Source organism: Psychrobacter glacincola (assembly GCF_904846075.1).
Taxonomy (GTDB): Bacteria; Pseudomonadota; Gammaproteobacteria; order Pseudomonadales; family Moraxellaceae; genus Psychrobacter; species Psychrobacter glacincola_C.
Genome location: NZ_CAJGZH010000002.1, coordinates 139,336 through 156,128, shown reverse-complemented (window position 1 = coordinate 156,128; position 16,793 = coordinate 139,336). Strand labels below are relative to the sequence as shown.

Sequence of the window (16,793 nt, the reverse complement as noted above, 5' to 3'; positions counted from 1 at the left end):
AGCCACTATGAGCGGTACAGATGATATACAAGTATTTTTAACTTACGGTGATATTGCCCTTGCCAGCAGCTTAATTATCATCGTTCTTATTATCTCTTGGCGGCTACGCTTACAGCTGACCAAAACGCTGTTAATCGCGGCTATCCGCACGGTGCTCCAGCTTAGTTTTATCGGTTTAATATTGGCATGGATTTTCGCTCGTGAACAGTGGTATGAAGTCCTGTTAATTTTGACCATCATGACCTTGATTGCAGGCGCTGCTGCCAAAAATCGCGTCAAACGTAGCTATAGAGGTTTGTTAACTGACACTTTGTTAGCAGTAAGCGCTTCGGCTATATTAGTCACTGCCATAGCCATCATGGTTATTTTAAAAGTACAGCCTTGGTACACACCGCAATTCGTTATTCCTATATTGGGGCTAATATTGGGCAATTCGCTCACCGCTATCTCATTGACCAGCAACCAGTTGATTGAATCCTTTCATGAGCAGCAAGGACGTATAGAGATGATGCTCAGCCTATCTGCTCGCCCATTTGAAGCAGTGCATGAACCAATACGCGCCGCCATTGTCAATGGCATGACTCCAACGCTGAACTCTATGCTAGTCGTCGGTATTGTTAGCTTGCCCGGAATGATGACGGGTCAAATATTGGCTGGCGCTGACCCCACTCAAGCGATTCGCTATCAGATAGTCACTATGTTTTTGATATGTGTGAGCAGTACGCTCGGCTGTACAATCAGCGCTTTACTCATTTATCGACGCTTTTTTAATCAAAACAAGCAACTGATATTACCTGAATAATTGAGCATAACTGCATTCAGTTGGAGTGCTGACAAATCTATAGTTGATATATTGATGTTGGCTATGATAACTTTTTTGCTTCACTCATCCTTCTATACTCATTCATTTCTATACTTATTAAGTGTCGAATAGCGTATCTTAAATGACAAACAGCGCATCTATCTAGTCACGTGAAATTCCATAAAAATCATATTTTTCAGCTTTATTTATGCACTGCTCAGTATTTCATACTAGTATAGTATTTGATGATATTCATGCTACTGTATTGCTTAAATGTATCATTATTTTTTGATACCTTAGTGTTAGATAACAGGTAGAGCTTATTTCAGAGCAAAAATGCTTTTATGATTAAGCGATCTGTTCGTTCAATTGACGTCATTATCCTTTAATAATGATTAAGTCGTTTTGTACGATAGCAATAAAACCTAGCAGCCAGTCAATAGATAAGGATATTACTACTCTCAGCGGCAAACGGTTTACGTCAGCGCTGATGTGTTTTATTGACACGGATATGGCTGCTTTACTACAGAATTTACCCTATTTCAAACTTCAAGGACGCTGACTATGACGCCGAATAAACCTTGGCTTGCCCATTATCCTAATGGTGTACCAAAGACCATCAACCCCGATAGATATAGCAGCATCATGGAGCTGTACGAAGAATGCTTTGAGCGCTTTCGTCTGCACCCTATGAGTATCTGTATGGGCGTGACGCATACCTACGATGATGTTGATAAAGCTTCGATTGCCGTTGCCGCATGGTTGCAGGCGCAAGGTCTACCTCAAGGCAGTGTGGTTGCACTCATGATGCCAAACGTTCCGCAATACCTGCCAACGATGATTGGTATTTTGCGGGCAGGCTACGTTTGTACCCCTGTTAACCCACTGTATACTGGTCGTGAGCTGCGCCATCAGTTGAACGACTCGGGTGCTCAGGTTATTTTTGTGGTCGATAACTTTGCCCAAGCGCTTGAACAAGTCATTGATGAAACCCATATTAAGCGGATTGTCCTCTCAAAAATGGGCGACATGATGGGGTTAAAAGGTATCTTGGTGAATACCATCATCCGTCAGGTCAAACGCTTAGTACCTAAGTACAAACTGAATGACCCTAAGCACGAAGTGACCAAGTTCCCTGATGTATTGAAGAAAGGTAAAAACCTTCCGTTCCACAAGCCAAAAATGCAATTGGATCAAAAAGCATTTTTACAATACACGGGTGGAACAACAGGGCTGTCTAAAGGGGCTATTTTATCTCAGCGTAACATCGTCGCCGCTGCGATGCAGTCAGAAGCATGGACCAAGCCGATTACCTCAGAGATTAATGAGGTTTATATCAATATGGTCATGGCGTTACCGCTATATCATATTTTCGCCTTTATGTTGAGTCTACTCGGCATGCGCTCAGGCTATACCTTTATCTTGATACCCAATCCGCGTGATATACCAGGATTTATCAAAACCTTATCAAAACAGCCTTTCCATATATTGCCAGCGGTTAATACCTTATTTAAAGGCTTACTTGATCATCCAAACTTTAAAGATTTGGACTTTAGCTCATTACGTATCTCGCAAGCGGGTGGTATGGCAGCGACTGAACAGACAGCTGCACGTTGGCTTGAGACCACTGGTTGCGCCATGATTGAAGGTTGGGGCATGACAGAGGGTGTTGCCGTGGGTACAGCCAATATCATCACAGATCGTAAATTTAACGGTACGATTGGTGTGCCTGTCTCTAGTGTCGATGTCATTGTCATCGATGATGAAGGCAATCGCGTTGGTGTAAACCAAGCTGGTGAGATGTGTGTAAAAGGTCCTAACGTCACGGTAGGCTATCTTAACAGAGACAGTCGTGATGACTTTACGACAGATGGCTACTTCCGCACTGGCGATATCGTCAGCATGGATGAAAAAGGATATTTTAGATTACTAGATCGTAAAAAACATGATTTTGGTGTCAGGCTTTAACGTCTTCCCAAATGAGGTTGAGTCGGTCATGCTAGATTGTGATGGTATTATTGATTGCGCAGTGATTGGCATTCCTGACGAGCGTCAAGGCGAAGCAGTCAAAATCTATATCGTCCCTGCCGACAACAATGTAACCAAAGAAATTATCACAGATTTTGCGTTAGACAATATGACTGGTTACAAATGCCCACGTCATATCGAATTTGTAAGTGAGTTGCCAAAGAGTAATGTTGGTAAAGTACTGCGTCAAAAACTGCGTGAAAAGCATATGTCGGAAAACCCGCAATCGTAAATAAAGCACCAGTCGTCAAAAAGCGCTTTGCATCATATGCAGAGCGCTTTTTTATGCAAAAACTTAAGTCATGGTGGACATTGAATCAGAGTGCTGGTAGATATTGTCTTTTTGTAAAGCAAAATTAAAAGCAATGAACTGCTAATGAATACTGTTCGCGAATATTCAATATACCTCATAATCCTCATACAGAAATTTTTCATGTTGTAACCATATTGTTAAAATTATCACACAATAAATGTCCTATAGAAAAAGATGCTAATATAATCGCTGGTGATATTTAAAGGAAAAAAACCGTTCATCACCGCCTACAAACCGCTTATCCTTTAGATTGTGACAACATATATTTTTTACTTTATCAAACTTAATTGTAAACTATTAAGTTCTTGTATAAGAATAACAATATCAATTGTAGTTATGTTAATGTGTTGTAAAAATAAGTGATGCTGTTTTTTATTAGAGTAAGTTGATAACATGCTCTATTCACGTGAGTTCAGGAGCATTATTTGCAGGTGGCGATTTTTGTAGTTTCAAAAATATTAACCAGCTGTTTACTCTATTTAGACGCTCACTTTTTATAGCTAGATGAATCTGTAGTTAAATAATTTATATAGAGGCCAACGTATTTTAGCAGTCTGTGAATTGATAGGATAGCACGCGACAATCCATTGCTTTCAAAGCGATGATTTATATTGTTGACAGGGATGTGACTACTTTTTTATAGAACCTTAACATTTAAGGACGCTAAGTATGACAGTAGATAAACCTTGGCTTGCGCAATATCCAGAAAACGTACCCAAGACTATTAATCCTGATCAATATGAGAGCCTCATAGAGCTATATGAGGAATGTTTCAATCGCTTTCGTATGCACCCCATGACTATTTGCATGGGTGTTACGCATACTTATGGTGACGTGGATAAAGCCTCACTTGCTGTTGCCGCATGGTTACAAGCGCAAGGGATTCCTAAAGGCAGTGTAATCGCATTAATGATGCCAAACGTCCCACAGTATTTGCCAACGATGATTGGTATTTTGCGGGCGGGTTATGTGTGTACCCCTGTGAATCCACTATACACAGGGCGTGAATTACGCCACCAATTAAATGATTCTGGTGCTCAGGTTATTTTTGTAGTCGATAACTTTGCTCAAGCACTCGAACAAGTTATTGAAGAAACCGACATCAAACGTATTGTCCTCTCGAAAATGGGCGATATGATGGGGCTAAAGGGTATTTTGGTTAATACGGTTATCCGTCAGGTCAAACGCTTAGTGCCTAAATATAACCTGAATGACCCTAAATACGATGTGACCAAGTTTCCTGATGTGCTGAAAAAAGGCAAAAACTTGCCTATCCAAGCACCAAAAACCACACTGCAACAAAAAGCAATTTTGCAATATACCGGTGGAACGACTGGTTTGTCGAAAGGCGCTGTTTTGACTCAGCGTAACGTCGTCGCCGCTGCGATGCAGTCAGAAGCTTGGTACCGCCCTATCACCTCAGATATTAATGAGGTCTATATCAATATGGTCATGGCGTTACCGCTGTATCATATTTTTGCCTTTATGCTGACCCTGTTAGGCATGCGCTCAGGTTACACCTTTATCTTGATTCCTAACCCACGCGATATGCCAGGCTTTGTTAAAACGCTGTCAAAACAGCCGTTCCATATATTGCCAGCGGTGAATACTTTGTTTAAAGGCTTACTTGATCAACCAACCTTTAAAGACTTGGACTTTAGCTCACTGCGCATCTCACAAGCAGGTGGTATGGCAGCAACTGAACAAACAGCTGCTCGCTGGTTAGAAGTCACTGGTTGCCCAATGGTCGAAGGTTGGGGTATGACTGAAGGGGTTGCAGCTGGTACCGCTAACGTCATCACTGATCGCAAGTTTAACGGTACGATTGGTATACCAGTCCCTAGCGTAGATATCATTGTCGTTGATGATGAAGGTAATCGTGTCGGCTTACATCAAGCTGGCGAGATGTGCATTAAAGGCCCAAACATCACTTCAGGCTATTTTAATAAAGACAATAGCAATGACTTTACCAGCGATGGTTACTTCCGTACTGGCGATATCATCAGTATGGATGAACGGGGCTATATCACTTTACTTGATCGCAAAAAAGATATGATTTTGGTTTCAGGCTTTAACGTTTTCCCAAATGAAATCGAGTCAGTCATGCTAGATTATAAAGGCATCATTGATTGTGCGGTGATCGGTATTCCTGATGACCACCAAGGCGAAGCAGTCAAAATTTATATCGTCCCTGCTGATAACAATGTTACCAAGAGTGATATTAAAGAATTTGCTTTGGACAATTTGACTGGCTATAAATGCCCACGTCATATCGAATTCGTCAGTGAGTTGCCAAAGAGTAATGTGGGTAAAATATTGCGTCAAAAGCTACGTGAAAAGCATATGTCGGATAATCCTCAAACCCTGTAGTGCATAGATTTTATATTTTTAAAAAGAAGACAATAAAAAACCCTCAACTTTAATGCTGAGGGTTTTTTATTGTCTTCTTTTTGACTTCATTGCTGTTGATACCAAAGCAATGAAGTCAAATAGTTACTAATTGACTTTATTGACCACTTGCAATGGCAAATGCTTCATTGCTTGACCGACAATAGACCACGGTAGACTTGGTACACAAGCTTCATCGACTCCAGCCTCAATCGCTGCAACGATGGATTTGGTGCCCGTATCTGCATCCACTTCAAACGGTAGTGGTTTGGCATTTTCATTAATTTCAGTACGGATATAACCCGGATAAATGGTCGAGACTTTAATAGGCAATTTGGTTAATAACATATCAGCACGAATGCCTTCTGCCAGATGAGCCAGACCTGCCTTACTTGCGCCATAAGCGGTCAAATGCTTAGGCAGTCCACGCATTGCTGACATGCTTGATATCACCACCAGATGACCGCTGTTTTGTGCGCGGAATATATTCATCGCCGCTTCACATTGCGCGAGCGCAGAGACAAAGTTAATTTCAACGGTGCGGCGGTTGGTATCGAAGCGCCCTTTACCAATACGGCGACTATCCCCGACGCCCGCATTGACCACCACACGATCGATATGACCAAAGTCAGTTGCGAACGCACCAAATACATCGAATATGGCATCATAGTCGCTGACATCTAATGCTCGATATTCAACACGAATATCAGGATACGCTGCCATTAACTCTGATTGTAGACTTTCTAGACGATCGGTACGACGCGCGCAAATCGCCAAATTATAGCCAAGCTTAGCAAATAATCTTGCCATACCTTCGCCCAGTCCTGAGCTGGCACCCGTGATTAATACTGTTTTACCACGACCAATCTGCTGCTTATTTAAACCTTTTAGGTATCGTGCGGGCACAATCGCGCTAAATAGCTGATTTTTACTTTGTTTAGCGCTTTTGGTGACTAAATTGATCAATTTATTTTGCATAGAACGTCCTGTTTACATCCATATTATATGAAGTTGACAGTCTATAATATCGCAAATTGATAAGTGCGGCTTGTCTGTTATAAAAATACACAAAAAGTACTCAACAATTATCATAGCCGATTTTAATAACATAAAAATCGGCTACGTGTTTAGAGTAGCCATTTTATCCTGATGTCCCACCAGCCATCACATGCTATGTTATCGCCACGTCACGAAGCGTTTGCCATCAGCAAATAAGTGACTGTATTCATTTAAAGACAATAGCCGTGTACTCTGCGCTTTTAAAGTAATAGACGTTACGCCCGTATTAACCAAGCTTTTATTAATTTGATACGCAGTCTGACTGCCTTGCTGCAATAACTGCGCGGTAATAGCCGCAATAATGCCGCCCGAAGTAAACACCAGCACCGTACTATCACGCTCTAAATTCAGATTAGCCACTTGCAAACGCACTTGCTCAAGCGCTTGTTTTGCCCGCTCATTAAATTGTGACCAGCTCTCAATATAATCACCGTCATTCTCACCTGCATGCCAGCGCTGCATTGCGGCATCAAACAACTCCGCTAAACGCATAGACGGCACTTCTGCTTGCGCAATCTCAGCCGCAATAGCACCTTTACTCATAAAAGCAGGATTAGACTTTATCAACACGTCCTTATGATTAAATTCATCAAATTGTGGCAGTACATAGCTATCCGGTGCTGCACTCATATCGATCGCAGGCTTACTAGAGATATTACTATCGCTATCAAAAAATGACTGATAACGCTGCCAAAAATGATGTGCAGAGTCTTGCTGCCTAACCAAACTACCAGTAAAAATCGCATCAATTCGACGCTGAGTCGTCGCGTAATGCTGACCTAGCATCTGCGCTTGCTTGCCACCCAGCTCTGAGAGTTGATCGTAATTCTCTTGTCCAAATGACGCTTGACCATGACGGGCCAAAAGTATGGTTGTCATAAAATATTGCCTTATTAATCGCACTCTTATAATTTTTAAAAGCCCTAGATTTTCAATTTTTAATTTGCTTACTCTTCAGCTTTAGGTGCGCTTTGTCCAAAATAGCTCTTTGGCAAAATACCTTTAATAACAGCCTGTATAGGACTTGGCAACTGCTCAATCGTCGCAGCATCAACACCTATATCTTGCAAATGCGGCTGTACTCGGCTAGTAAACAAAATCTCACCTTCATATTGAGCAATTAGTTTAAGACATTTGGCATGTAATACGTGCACAATAATCCAGAAATTTTTAAAGGCGGGATTGGTCGTTTGTTTATGATAGTAGCGATAATAAATTTGCTGAACGATACCCGCTAGACGGAACAGACCAAACACTTCATAAAATGTCCAGTTGTCTATCTTTAGACCTGTCTGCTCAAGATAATAAGCAACCACCTCATCGCGAGTCATCATGCCTTTTAAATGGGTGGGCTGACGGCGTGACTGCTGCATAATGATGTTGTCATCTTCTTCAATCCAATACGCCAATGCGCTGCCCAAATCCATCAAAGGATCGCCCAAGGTCGCCATTTCCCAATCAAGTACGCCGATCACCTTGGTCGGATCTGCTGCATCCAAAATCACATTATCAAAGCGCCAATCGTTATGAATGAGGCAAGTCTTACTGTCAGCAGGCGTATGTTTACCAAGCCATTGTCTTACCAAGGCAAAGCTTGGCACATTGGGCGTTTTGGCTTTGACATAACGCTTGTCCCAACCTGTCACTTGGCGCTCACAGTAACCTTCACCGCGTCCAAGATTGACCAAATCAGGATGCGCTTTATAATCGACTTGATGCAATTCAATCAAAGCGTCGATGACATTGGTACATAATGCACGCGTTTGCTCTTCATTTAAATCGATGCCTTTTGGCAAATTGGCACGAGGAATGATACCTTCCATACGCTCCATGACATAAAAGTCTGCACCGATGACGGACTCATCCGTACATAACGCGACCATTTTAGGTACATAAGGATAAGCATCTTTTAAGGATTTTTGAACCGTATATTCGCGCACCATGTCGTGTGCTGATTTGGCTTTAGTGCCTTTTGGTGGACGGCGTAAAATTAAATCTTGGCTTTTACTTTTACCTTCGCCTTCATATTGCAAACGATAGGTCCAGTTTGATGCACCACCTGAAAATTGAGTAACGGTAGGCTCGCCTTCTATATCGACGCCTTGAGCACGTAGCCATGAGCTGACCGCTTTGGCATCAAGCTCTTCGCCCTCACGAACCTCGCCGCCTTTATCTAAGATTTTATTAGCTACTTCTTTGACGGTAGTGCTGCTTTGATTAGCAGTTGCCATATGACATTCCTTATCGTGTGGTCAATTATGTTTTATCAGTGAGTATAGGGATGAAAATTCACTATTAACGGCGTAATAGTGACTTTCAATGAGAAATTAAGTTAAGCAGATGGTTATTTAAATCAATCTCTATAAGTTTATGAATAAATAAACTTAGGATTTACCAGATTTAGAAGGACGAATAAAACCCTGACGCTTTAATTCTAACTTAGCAATCATGGTTTTATGCACTTCATCAGGACCATCAGCTAAGCGCAGCGCTCGAGCTTGGGCAAAGAATGCAGGCAACATGGTATCTTGGCAAACGCCCATACCACCGTGAATCTGAATCGCCATATCAACCACTTCTTGTAGCACGGTTGGCGCAACCACTTTAATAGCAGAGATTTCAGTCAATGCTGCTTTTGTGCCTTGCGCGTCCATTTTTTGCGCTGCATATAGTGTCAATAAACGCGCTTGGTCAATCTTAATACGCGCCTCAGCGATACGCTCAAAATTACCACCCAGTTGTAATAATGGCTTACCAAAAGCCGTACGCTCCATGCCGCGCTTAACAGCCAGCTCTAGCGACTTTTCGGCAGCGCCAATACAGCGCATGCAATGGTGGATACGACCTGGTCCTAAGCGACCTTGCGCAATCTCAAAGCCCATACCCGCTCCACCAATAAAGTGACTGACTGGCACACGTACATTATCAAAGCTGACTTCACCATGGCCGTGCGGCGCATCATAATCGCCAAAGACTTTGAGCATACGCTCGATGTTGACACCCGCTGTCTTTGCTGGGACCAATACCATCGAATGCTGATGATGACGGTCTTTATTCTCATCAGGCGTGTACGCCATCACAATCAAAATATCGACCGCAGGGTCACCCAGACCCGATGACCACCATTTACTGCCATTGATAATAATCTCATCGCCATCAACCACAGCTGTCGCTTGCATATTGGTCGCATCACTGGAGGCGACATCAGGCTCAGTCATACAAAATACCGAACGCGTTCTACCTTCTAAGATTGGCGTTAGCCATTTGTCTTGCTGCTCCTCTGAACCATAGCGCCATAAAAGCTCCATATTGCCGCTATCAGGGGCATTACAGTTAAAGACATAAGGCGCTAATAAACTGCGTCCAGTGAGCTCGGCAATCGGTGCATAATCGGTCACCGACAGCCCTGCCCCTAGCGTGTCATCTGGCAAAAACAAATTCCATAGACCGGCTTCGCGTGCTTGTTTACGCAAACTCTCGTATTTTTCTGGCCATTGCCAATTTTTCCAATTACCGTCTGGGTTTTGCGCATGACAATCCGCCCAAAACTGTGCTTCTATTGGTTCAATATGAGTTTCGATAAATGCTTTGACTTTGGCGTGCATGGTTTGACCATGTTCGGTGGCGGTAAACATCAATGTATTTTCAGACATAGCTGGCATCCTTTTCCTTGCTGATGGTTAATTATTTTCATCACGTTCACATAAAGCTTTTATAAAAAGCCCAATATTAATTTTATAGTGTACGTGCGTATACTCTGTTCTGTATGCCACATTTATAACACAGCATTTATGAATAAACAGCAAAAAGGCGCGACCCGCTAGGACACGCCTTTTACAAAATACAAACAATGCATCTATTTAGAGTGGAAAATTGAAAACTACTTTAGGATATTTAAACGGCTATTAAAATCAAAGCGTGCTAGCGCATCTGGTAGTTTATCAATCGCCATATTCACGGTGGCCTCTGCCGCTTGTGACAATCCCAACTTTTCGGCCAGCGTTGGCTTTTGACGTGAATGCAGCGCATAGACTTCATTGTCTTCCATACGCTCTAAAATATAGCTGTCTGAGGTTTGCAGACTGTCAATTAAATTCAATTTTAGTGCATCTTCGCCATACCAATGCTCGCCTGTTGCCACTTTCGCGACCTCCAATGCCGGACGATACGTGTTCACGAAATGTTTGAACAATTCGTGCGTTTGCTCAAGCTCTTCTTGGTATTTGGCACGGTCGTCAGCATCATTTTCACCAAACATAGTGACAGTACGTTTATAGTCACCAGCGGTAAACATCTCATAATCGACGTCATGATTTTTTAGCCATTTATGAAAGTTTGGCAACTGTGATACCACACCGATTGAGCCAATAATGGCAAAGGGCGCAGCCACTACGTTATCCGCCACACACGCCATCATATAACCGCCACTTGCCGCGACTTTATCGACACAGACTGTCAATTTTAAACCAGCCTCTTTTAGACGTGCCAATTGCGCTGCTGCCAAACCATAACCATGAACCAACCCGCCGCCTGATTCAAGACGTACCACGACTTCATCGCCTTTATTTGCACTGCTGATTAATGTGCTGATTTCTTCGCGTAAATGCTTGACTGCCGTGGCTTTGATATCACCGTCAAAGTCGAGAACGAAAACTTGTGATTTATTATCACTGTTTTTTTTCTTATTTTTGCTTTTTGCTTTCAATGCTTGCTTGGCTTTTTTAGCCATTACTTTTTTGAATTGCTTAAGCGCGGCTTTACCTTGAGTTGCCTCCATTAAATCTTCACGGCGTTGTTCTTGGCTTTTATTTAGATGAACAACTTGTAGCTCAACAGGGTTCTTAGCAGGGTGAAAAAGCATGAGTAGCATTCCTTACATGATTAGAATAATTTTAATAAGATTTTATAAGTGAGCCTGATATGTGCACAGTGGCTGATATTTTCAAGCAAAATGACAATATTTAACCCAATGCAGATGTTACTGAATAAATACACCCATTACTGATACTTTCCTACGCTTTGATTGGACGCCACTGGTTGTATAACAAGGGCAGATTAGGCATAATATGCGTTTACACCAAATTTTCTGTAGCCAACGTGATGACCATTTGTCTTAATCGCGGTGTTTGTGCGTTTTTAGCGGATAGCTTGAATCGTACAGCAATGGCTGCATTATTGTATTTCGAATTGGGCTGACAACTGGATAATTATATTATGACGCAAAGCACTATGACGCATAGCGAATATCGAGACGAATATTGCGGAGCCGTAACCGAAAGCTTCATCGATCAAACCATTAGTATCGTAGGCTGGGTACATCGTCGTCGCGATCACGGTGGCGTGATTTTTTTAGACATGCGTGACCGCGCTGGTATCTTGCAGGTCGTCGTTGACCCTGATACACCAGAAGCCTTTGCAACTGCTGATGCGGTACGTCCTGAATATGTGCTAAAAATCACTGGTCGCGTACGTCAACGCTACGCGGGTACTGAAAACAATAATATGACCAGTGGTCAGATTGAGCTGTTGGGCAAAGAAATTGAAGTATTGGCGAAATCTGAAACACCGCCTTTCCCATTAAATGATGAGAAAACCACGGTATCAGAAGACTTGCGTTTAAAATATCGCTATCTTGATATGCGTCGTCCGCAAATGCAAGAGCGTATGGTTTTCCGTGCTAAAGCCACGTCAGCCATTCGTCGTTACTTAGATGACCATGGTTTCTTAGACGTTGAAACCCCTATCTTGACTCGTGCGACACCAGAAGGCGCGCGCGATTATCTTGTGCCATCACGCACACGCCCAGGTAACTTCTTTGCTTTGCCGCAGTCACCACAGCTGTTTAAACAGTTGTTAATGGTGTCAGGATTTGATCGTTATTATCAAATCGCTAAGTGTTTCCGTGACGAAGACTTACGTGCTGACCGTCAGCCTGAATTTACCCAAGTCGATATTGAGACTTCTTTCTTAAATGAAGAAGAAATCATGAACATCAACGAAGGTTTGATTAAGCATTTATTCAAAACCATGATGGATGTTGAGTTTGAGCAATTCCCACGCATGACTTACGCAGAAGCTATGCGTGACTATGCCTCAGACAAGCCTGACTTACGTATTCCATTAAAGCTCATCGACGTTGCTGATTTAATGAAAGACGTTGATTTTAAAGTATTTGCCGGTCCTGCTAACGATCCTAAAGGTCGCGTTGCTGCGCTACGTATCCCTGGTGGTGCTTCATTAAGCCGTAAGCAAATCGATGCTTATACCAAATTCGTTAGCATTTACGGTGCACGTGGTTTGGCGTATATCAAAGTTAACGATGCGAGCAATATCAACAACGGCGTTGACCAAGAATCTGGTCTTCAGTCTCCTATCATCAAAAATATGACCGATGACGTATTGGTAAGCTTGATTGAGCGTACTGGTGCAGAAAGCAACGATATTATATTCTTTGGTGCGGATAAAGCCAGTGTCGTCAATGACGCAATCGGCGCACTACGCCAAAAAATTGGTCTAGACCTTGAGATGACTACTTGTCAGTGGGCACCACTTTGGGTCACTGATTTCCCAATGTTTGAGCAAACGGACGATGGTCGTTGGACGTCAATGCATCACCCGTTTACTAAACCTAAAGGTTCTGTTGATGAATTGAAAAACAACCCAGAATCTGCCCTCTCTATCGCTTATGATATGGTATTGAACGGTACAGAAGTTGGCGGTGGTAGCTTACGTATCAATACCTACGACATGCAGCAAGCGGTACTTGAAGCGTTAGGTATCGGCGAGCAAGAAGCTGAAGACAAGTTTGGTTTCTTACTTGATGCGTTAAGATTCGGTGCGCCGCCACATGGTGGCTTGGCCTTTGGTTTGGATCGTCTGATTATGCTTATGGTAGGCGCTGACTCTATCCGTGATGTTATCGCTTTCCCAAAAACTAAAACTGCTGAATGTCCACTAACTCAAGCACCTGCTGAAGTCGATAGCAAGCAGCTACGTGATCTTGGTATCCGTGTGCGCGAAAAAGCACAGGCTGACACCAACAAACCTGCGCAATAAATGGTCTAACGATGTCCGGATTTTTTTTTCAGTACTTATTACGTGATTCATCACTATGTGAATGGTTATGAATCCGTATTACATTTTTAAAATCGTGCCATTGTCTGTTTTGCAGATACTGGCACGTTTTGTTGCGTGGGTGATTATTAAGATACCCAATTTGAGTATCATGCGTACAGTCAGTATCAATATGACGTTAATTGCGCCTAAGCTGACTGATGTGCAAAAACAAGTAGTAACCAAAGAGATTATTTATCACCAGTGTTTGACCAGTATTGAATCGATCAAAAGCTGGGCCATGCCACCTGAGTGGAGTATTGCTCAGATTCGCGACGTTCATAATAAAGAAATTTTATTAGAAGGACTTGCGAGTGCCAACGGCATGCTCGCTATCGTGCCGCATCTCGGTACATGGGAGATGATGAACGCTTGGCTCAATCAATTTGGTTCCCCAACCATTATGTACAAACCTGTTAAAGGTGACATTACCAACAACTTTGTGCTACAAGGGCGTTCAAGGCTTAATGCGACCTTAGTGCCAACCGATGGTAGCGGTGTCAAAGCCATATTTAAAACACTTAAACAAGGTGGCTTTAGTATCGTCTTACCCGATCATGTTCCCGACCCTTCGGGCGGCGTGGTTGTGCCCTTTTTTGGTATTAAAACGCTAACCAGTACGCTTGCTTCTAAACTTGCTAGTAAAACCAGATGTGCCTTGGTCGGCTTATCTTGTATTCGCCGTGACGATGGTCGTGGATTTGACATCTATTGTTATAAGCTCGATGATCCAGCACTTTATGATCGTCATGCCGAGACCGCCGCTTATGCACTTAACCAAGCCATGCAACAGATGATTGAAGAAAAATGTAGTCACTATATGTGGGGCTATCGACGTTTCAAACACATTCCCACATTAGGAAATCCTTACAACGTTGATGAAGAAACTTTGGCCAAATTCATTCTTGACAACAAGCGGGCTGATCAAAACGTTCATGATACAACCACGCGCGCTGACAATGAGCAATAACCTTACAATTAGCCAAACGTTTAGAGATATCGTGAATCCTAGCTGTGATAGTATTGGCTGACTTTTGTACCTTTAAACGTTACTAAGGCGTGTTCTCATTTCAATCGATCGTCCTATAAATGGATTAAAGATGGCTAAATTTTGCCAAACAGCGTCAAATAGTCAGTCAATAGCTCCATATTGTCTGCGCTATTTTCTTGTTTGGCGACAATTTATCTCATTTTCATCACTATGTTAAAAATGAGAACACGCCCTAAATATTTTTTATTTATATTAATATGAGTGCATTATGGCAACTGACGTAACCAATACTTCATCGACAGACCACACGCATGCACGCAGTAGCACTGCTGAGCAGCGTTATGTTATCTGTATGAAATGGGGTGACAAATACGGCGCTGAGTACGTCAACCGTCTTTATAATATGGTCAGTCGCCATTTGACTTTAGACTTCCAAATGATCTGCCTCACTGATGATAGCAGCGGTATCGACCCTGCTGTGACTTGCCACCCTATTCCAGAGATGGATTTGCCTACTGGACCTGAGCGTGGTTGGAAAAAACTCACGACTTTCAAACCTGAACTATATGGTCTCAAGGGTGTGGCTTTATTTTTAGATATCGACATTGTTATTGTTGACAACATAGATGCCTTTTTTACCTATCAAGCTCAGCACAAAGACAGCGTGGTGATTATCCGTGATTGGAAAAAACCGTGGCGAATGATTGGTAATAGCTCTGTTTATCGTTTCAATATTGGCATGAACACCTATCCTGATTTGCTCGCAAACTTTGAGCGTAACTTTGCCACCATTCGTACCCAAGTGCGCCATGAGCAGGCTTATCTGTCTAACTATTTACGTGAGCATCATCATTTGGAGTATTGGGATAAAACGTGGTGTGTCAGCTTCAAGTACCAATGCATCGCCCCTATTCCCTTTAACTTTGTGCGCGCACCTACTCTGCCGGATGGCGCAAAGATTGTCATCTTTCATGGTGAGATTAATCCGCCAGATGCCATCAATGGTAGCGGCGGCAAGTGGTATCGTCATGTTAAGCCAAGCCCTTGGCTAAAAGATTATTGGCGATAAACCCATAGGAAATACCATGAAAGCAGATGATGAAAAGCAAATAGATATTGTGATTGCTTGGGTAGATGGTGATGAGCCACTGCTTAAACAAAAAAGAGCGCGTTATCAAAAAACAACCAGCGCGGCATCTGATGCTATCAGTTCAACACGTTTCGCCAGTAACGATGAAATATATTACAATATTGCCTCCATCATAAAATACGTACCTTTCTGTCGACATATCTATATCGTCACCGACCAACAGCAACCGGCACTGATTGAAGCATTTGCTGAACAGAATATTTGTGCAAAAGACAAGATACGTATCATCGATCATAAAGACCTCTTTGCGGGCTATGAGCAGTTTTTACCTACTTTTAACACGCGGTCTATTGAAAGCATGCTATGGAATATCTCAGATCTGTCTGATTATTTTATATACATGAATGATGATTTTTTCTTCAACCAACCTGCTGTTATTACAGATTTTTTAGATGACGACACGATTATCATTCATGGTCATTGGCGCAAGAATGCCATTCTACAAGCCAAACTTCAATATCGAAAGTCTCTACAAAAACTATCGGGCAAAAAAGTTCAACCCAAACATACAATTGCTCAAATGCTCAGCGCTAAAATCTTGGGGATGAATCAGTTTTTTGAAGTGCACCACTATCCCCATATTGTCGATAAGAATATTTTAAAAAACTATCTTTTGCATCACCCTCAGCTATTGATTGAGCAAATTCAATATAAATTTAGAGATGTGGCTCAGGTAAATCCCATTACCTTAATGAATCACCTAAAGATTCAACAAGGACAAGCTTGTCTAAAGCCGCCCGTAGCGATCAACTATCTAAAAAATGAAAATGGTGTTGAGGATTTTTTAGCAGGTTTGCAAAAAAAAATCTGTCAAATATGGCTGCATACAAAGCTTAGACTTGCTGGACTCTGACTCCCGTAACAATATTACCGAGGCGATGATTCAGAAGTTTTCCCAGCATCTGCCATCATCGTTATTGCTAAATCCCACTAAATAAAATCAATCTTA

General features: G+C 42.3%; 10 protein-coding genes and 2 pseudogenes. 7 read left to right on the top strand and 5 right to left on the bottom strand.

The window, feature by feature from the left end:
* Positions 1–7: 7 nt before the first annotated feature.
* The 3 genes and pseudogenes from JMW85_RS06835 (at position 8) to JMW85_RS06825 (ending at position 5,513) form a co-directional block, all read left to right on the top strand.
* Entirely contained in the window at positions 8–802 is a 795-nt protein-coding gene (locus JMW85_RS06835) for an ABC transporter permease (RefSeq protein ID WP_109592779.1), read from the top strand.
* A 564-nt stretch (positions 803–1,366) separates the two neighbouring features.
* Positions 1,367–3,062, top strand: a pseudogene (locus tag JMW85_RS06830) (AMP-binding protein).
* A 750-nt stretch (positions 3,063–3,812) separates the two neighbouring features.
* Positions 3,813–5,513: an AMP-binding protein gene (locus tag JMW85_RS06825; protein WP_201581274.1), complete on the top strand. Its 1,701-nt coding sequence runs from the start codon at positions 3,813–3,815 to the stop codon at positions 5,511–5,513.
* Between the two features lie 126 nt (positions 5,514–5,639).
* Here the strand turns inward: JMW85_RS06825 and JMW85_RS06820 are convergent, their stop codons facing one another.
* The 5 genes from JMW85_RS06820 to sohB all read right to left on the bottom strand — a co-directional run bounded on the left by JMW85_RS06820 (position 5,640) and on the right by sohB (position 11,451).
* The gene (locus tag JMW85_RS06820; protein WP_087815272.1) at positions 5,640–6,509 is read right to left on the bottom strand and encodes an SDR family oxidoreductase; all 870 of its coding nucleotides are present in this window, start codon (positions 6,507–6,509) and stop codon (positions 5,640–5,642) included.
* 198 nt (positions 6,510–6,707) lie between these two features.
* Positions 6,708–7,469 carry a histidine phosphatase family protein gene (locus tag JMW85_RS06815; RefSeq protein WP_087815269.1) on the bottom strand — a complete coding sequence of 254 codons (762 nt, stop codon included), beginning with the start codon at positions 7,467–7,469 and terminating at the stop codon, positions 6,708–6,710.
* Positions 7,470–7,537: 68 nt separating this feature from the next.
* A complete protein-coding gene (locus JMW85_RS06810; protein ID WP_087815267.1) occupies positions 7,538–8,821 on the bottom strand; it encodes a phosphotransferase family protein in 1,284 nt (427 codons plus the stop codon).
* A gap of 153 nt (positions 8,822–8,974) precedes the next feature.
* Positions 8,975–10,225: an acyl-CoA dehydrogenase family protein gene (locus JMW85_RS06805; RefSeq protein WP_201501632.1), complete on the bottom strand. Its 1,251-nt coding sequence runs from the start codon at positions 10,223–10,225 to the stop codon at positions 8,975–8,977.
* 245 nt (positions 10,226–10,470) lie between these two features.
* Complete coding sequence (gene sohB, locus JMW85_RS06800) at positions 10,471–11,451, bottom strand: protease SohB (protein WP_087815265.1); 981 nt, start codon at positions 11,449–11,451, stop codon at positions 10,471–10,473.
* Positions 11,452–11,819: 368 nt separating this feature from the next.
* On the opposite strand from sohB, the gene aspS reads away from it, so the two are divergent.
* From aspS to JMW85_RS06780, 4 genes and pseudogenes are all read left to right on the top strand, one after another.
* On the top strand, positions 11,820–13,646 hold the full coding sequence (aspS, locus tag JMW85_RS06795; RefSeq protein WP_201581776.1) for an aspartate--tRNA ligase: 1,827 nt from the start codon (positions 11,820–11,822) through the stop codon (positions 13,644–13,646).
* 67 nt (positions 13,647–13,713) lie between these two features.
* Positions 13,714–14,673, top strand: a complete 960-nt coding sequence (locus JMW85_RS06790; RefSeq protein WP_193011549.1) for a lysophospholipid acyltransferase family protein — start codon at positions 13,714–13,716, stop codon at positions 14,671–14,673.
* Positions 14,674–15,046: 373 nt separating this feature from the next.
* Positions 15,047–15,763 (top strand): glycosyltransferase, encoded by a 717-nt coding sequence (locus tag JMW85_RS06785; RefSeq protein WP_374190038.1) that lies wholly within the window; start codon positions 15,047–15,049, stop codon positions 15,761–15,763.
* A gap of 16 nt (positions 15,764–15,779) precedes the next feature.
* Positions 15,780–16,782: pseudogene (locus JMW85_RS06780) on the top strand (capsular polysaccharide biosynthesis protein).
* Positions 16,783–16,793: the final 11 nt, after the last annotated feature.

Bases quoted from the DNA above. Each gene is read 5' to 3' on its own strand.
- JMW85_RS06835 (WP_109592779.1), top strand. From the start codon at position 8: ATGAGCGGTACAGATGATATACAAGTATTTTTAACTTACGGTGATATT.
- JMW85_RS06825 (WP_201581274.1), top strand. From the start codon at position 3,813: ATGACAGTAGATAAACCTTGGCTTGCGCAATATCCAGAAAACGTACCC.
- JMW85_RS06820 (WP_087815272.1), bottom strand. From the start codon at position 6,509: ATGCAAAATAAATTGATCAATTTAGTCACCAAAAGCGCTAAACAAAGT.
- JMW85_RS06815 (WP_087815269.1), bottom strand. From the start codon at position 7,469: ATGACAACCATACTTTTGGCCCGTCATGGTCAAGCGTCATTTGGACAA.
- JMW85_RS06810 (WP_087815267.1), bottom strand. From the start codon at position 8,821: ATGGCAACTGCTAATCAAAGCAGCACTACCGTCAAAGAAGTAGCTAAT.
- JMW85_RS06805 (WP_201501632.1), bottom strand. From the start codon at position 10,225: ATGTTTACCGCCACCGAACATGGTCAAACCATGCACGCCAAAGTCAAA.
- sohB (WP_087815265.1), bottom strand. From the start codon at position 11,451: ATGCTTTTTCACCCTGCTAAGAACCCTGTTGAGCTACAAGTTGTTCAT.
- aspS (WP_201581776.1), top strand. From the start codon at position 11,820: ATGACGCATAGCGAATATCGAGACGAATATTGCGGAGCCGTAACCGAA.
- JMW85_RS06790 (WP_193011549.1), top strand. From the start codon at position 13,714: ATGAATCCGTATTACATTTTTAAAATCGTGCCATTGTCTGTTTTGCAG.
- JMW85_RS06785 (WP_374190038.1), top strand. From the start codon at position 15,047: ATGAAATGGGGTGACAAATACGGCGCTGAGTACGTCAACCGTCTTTAT.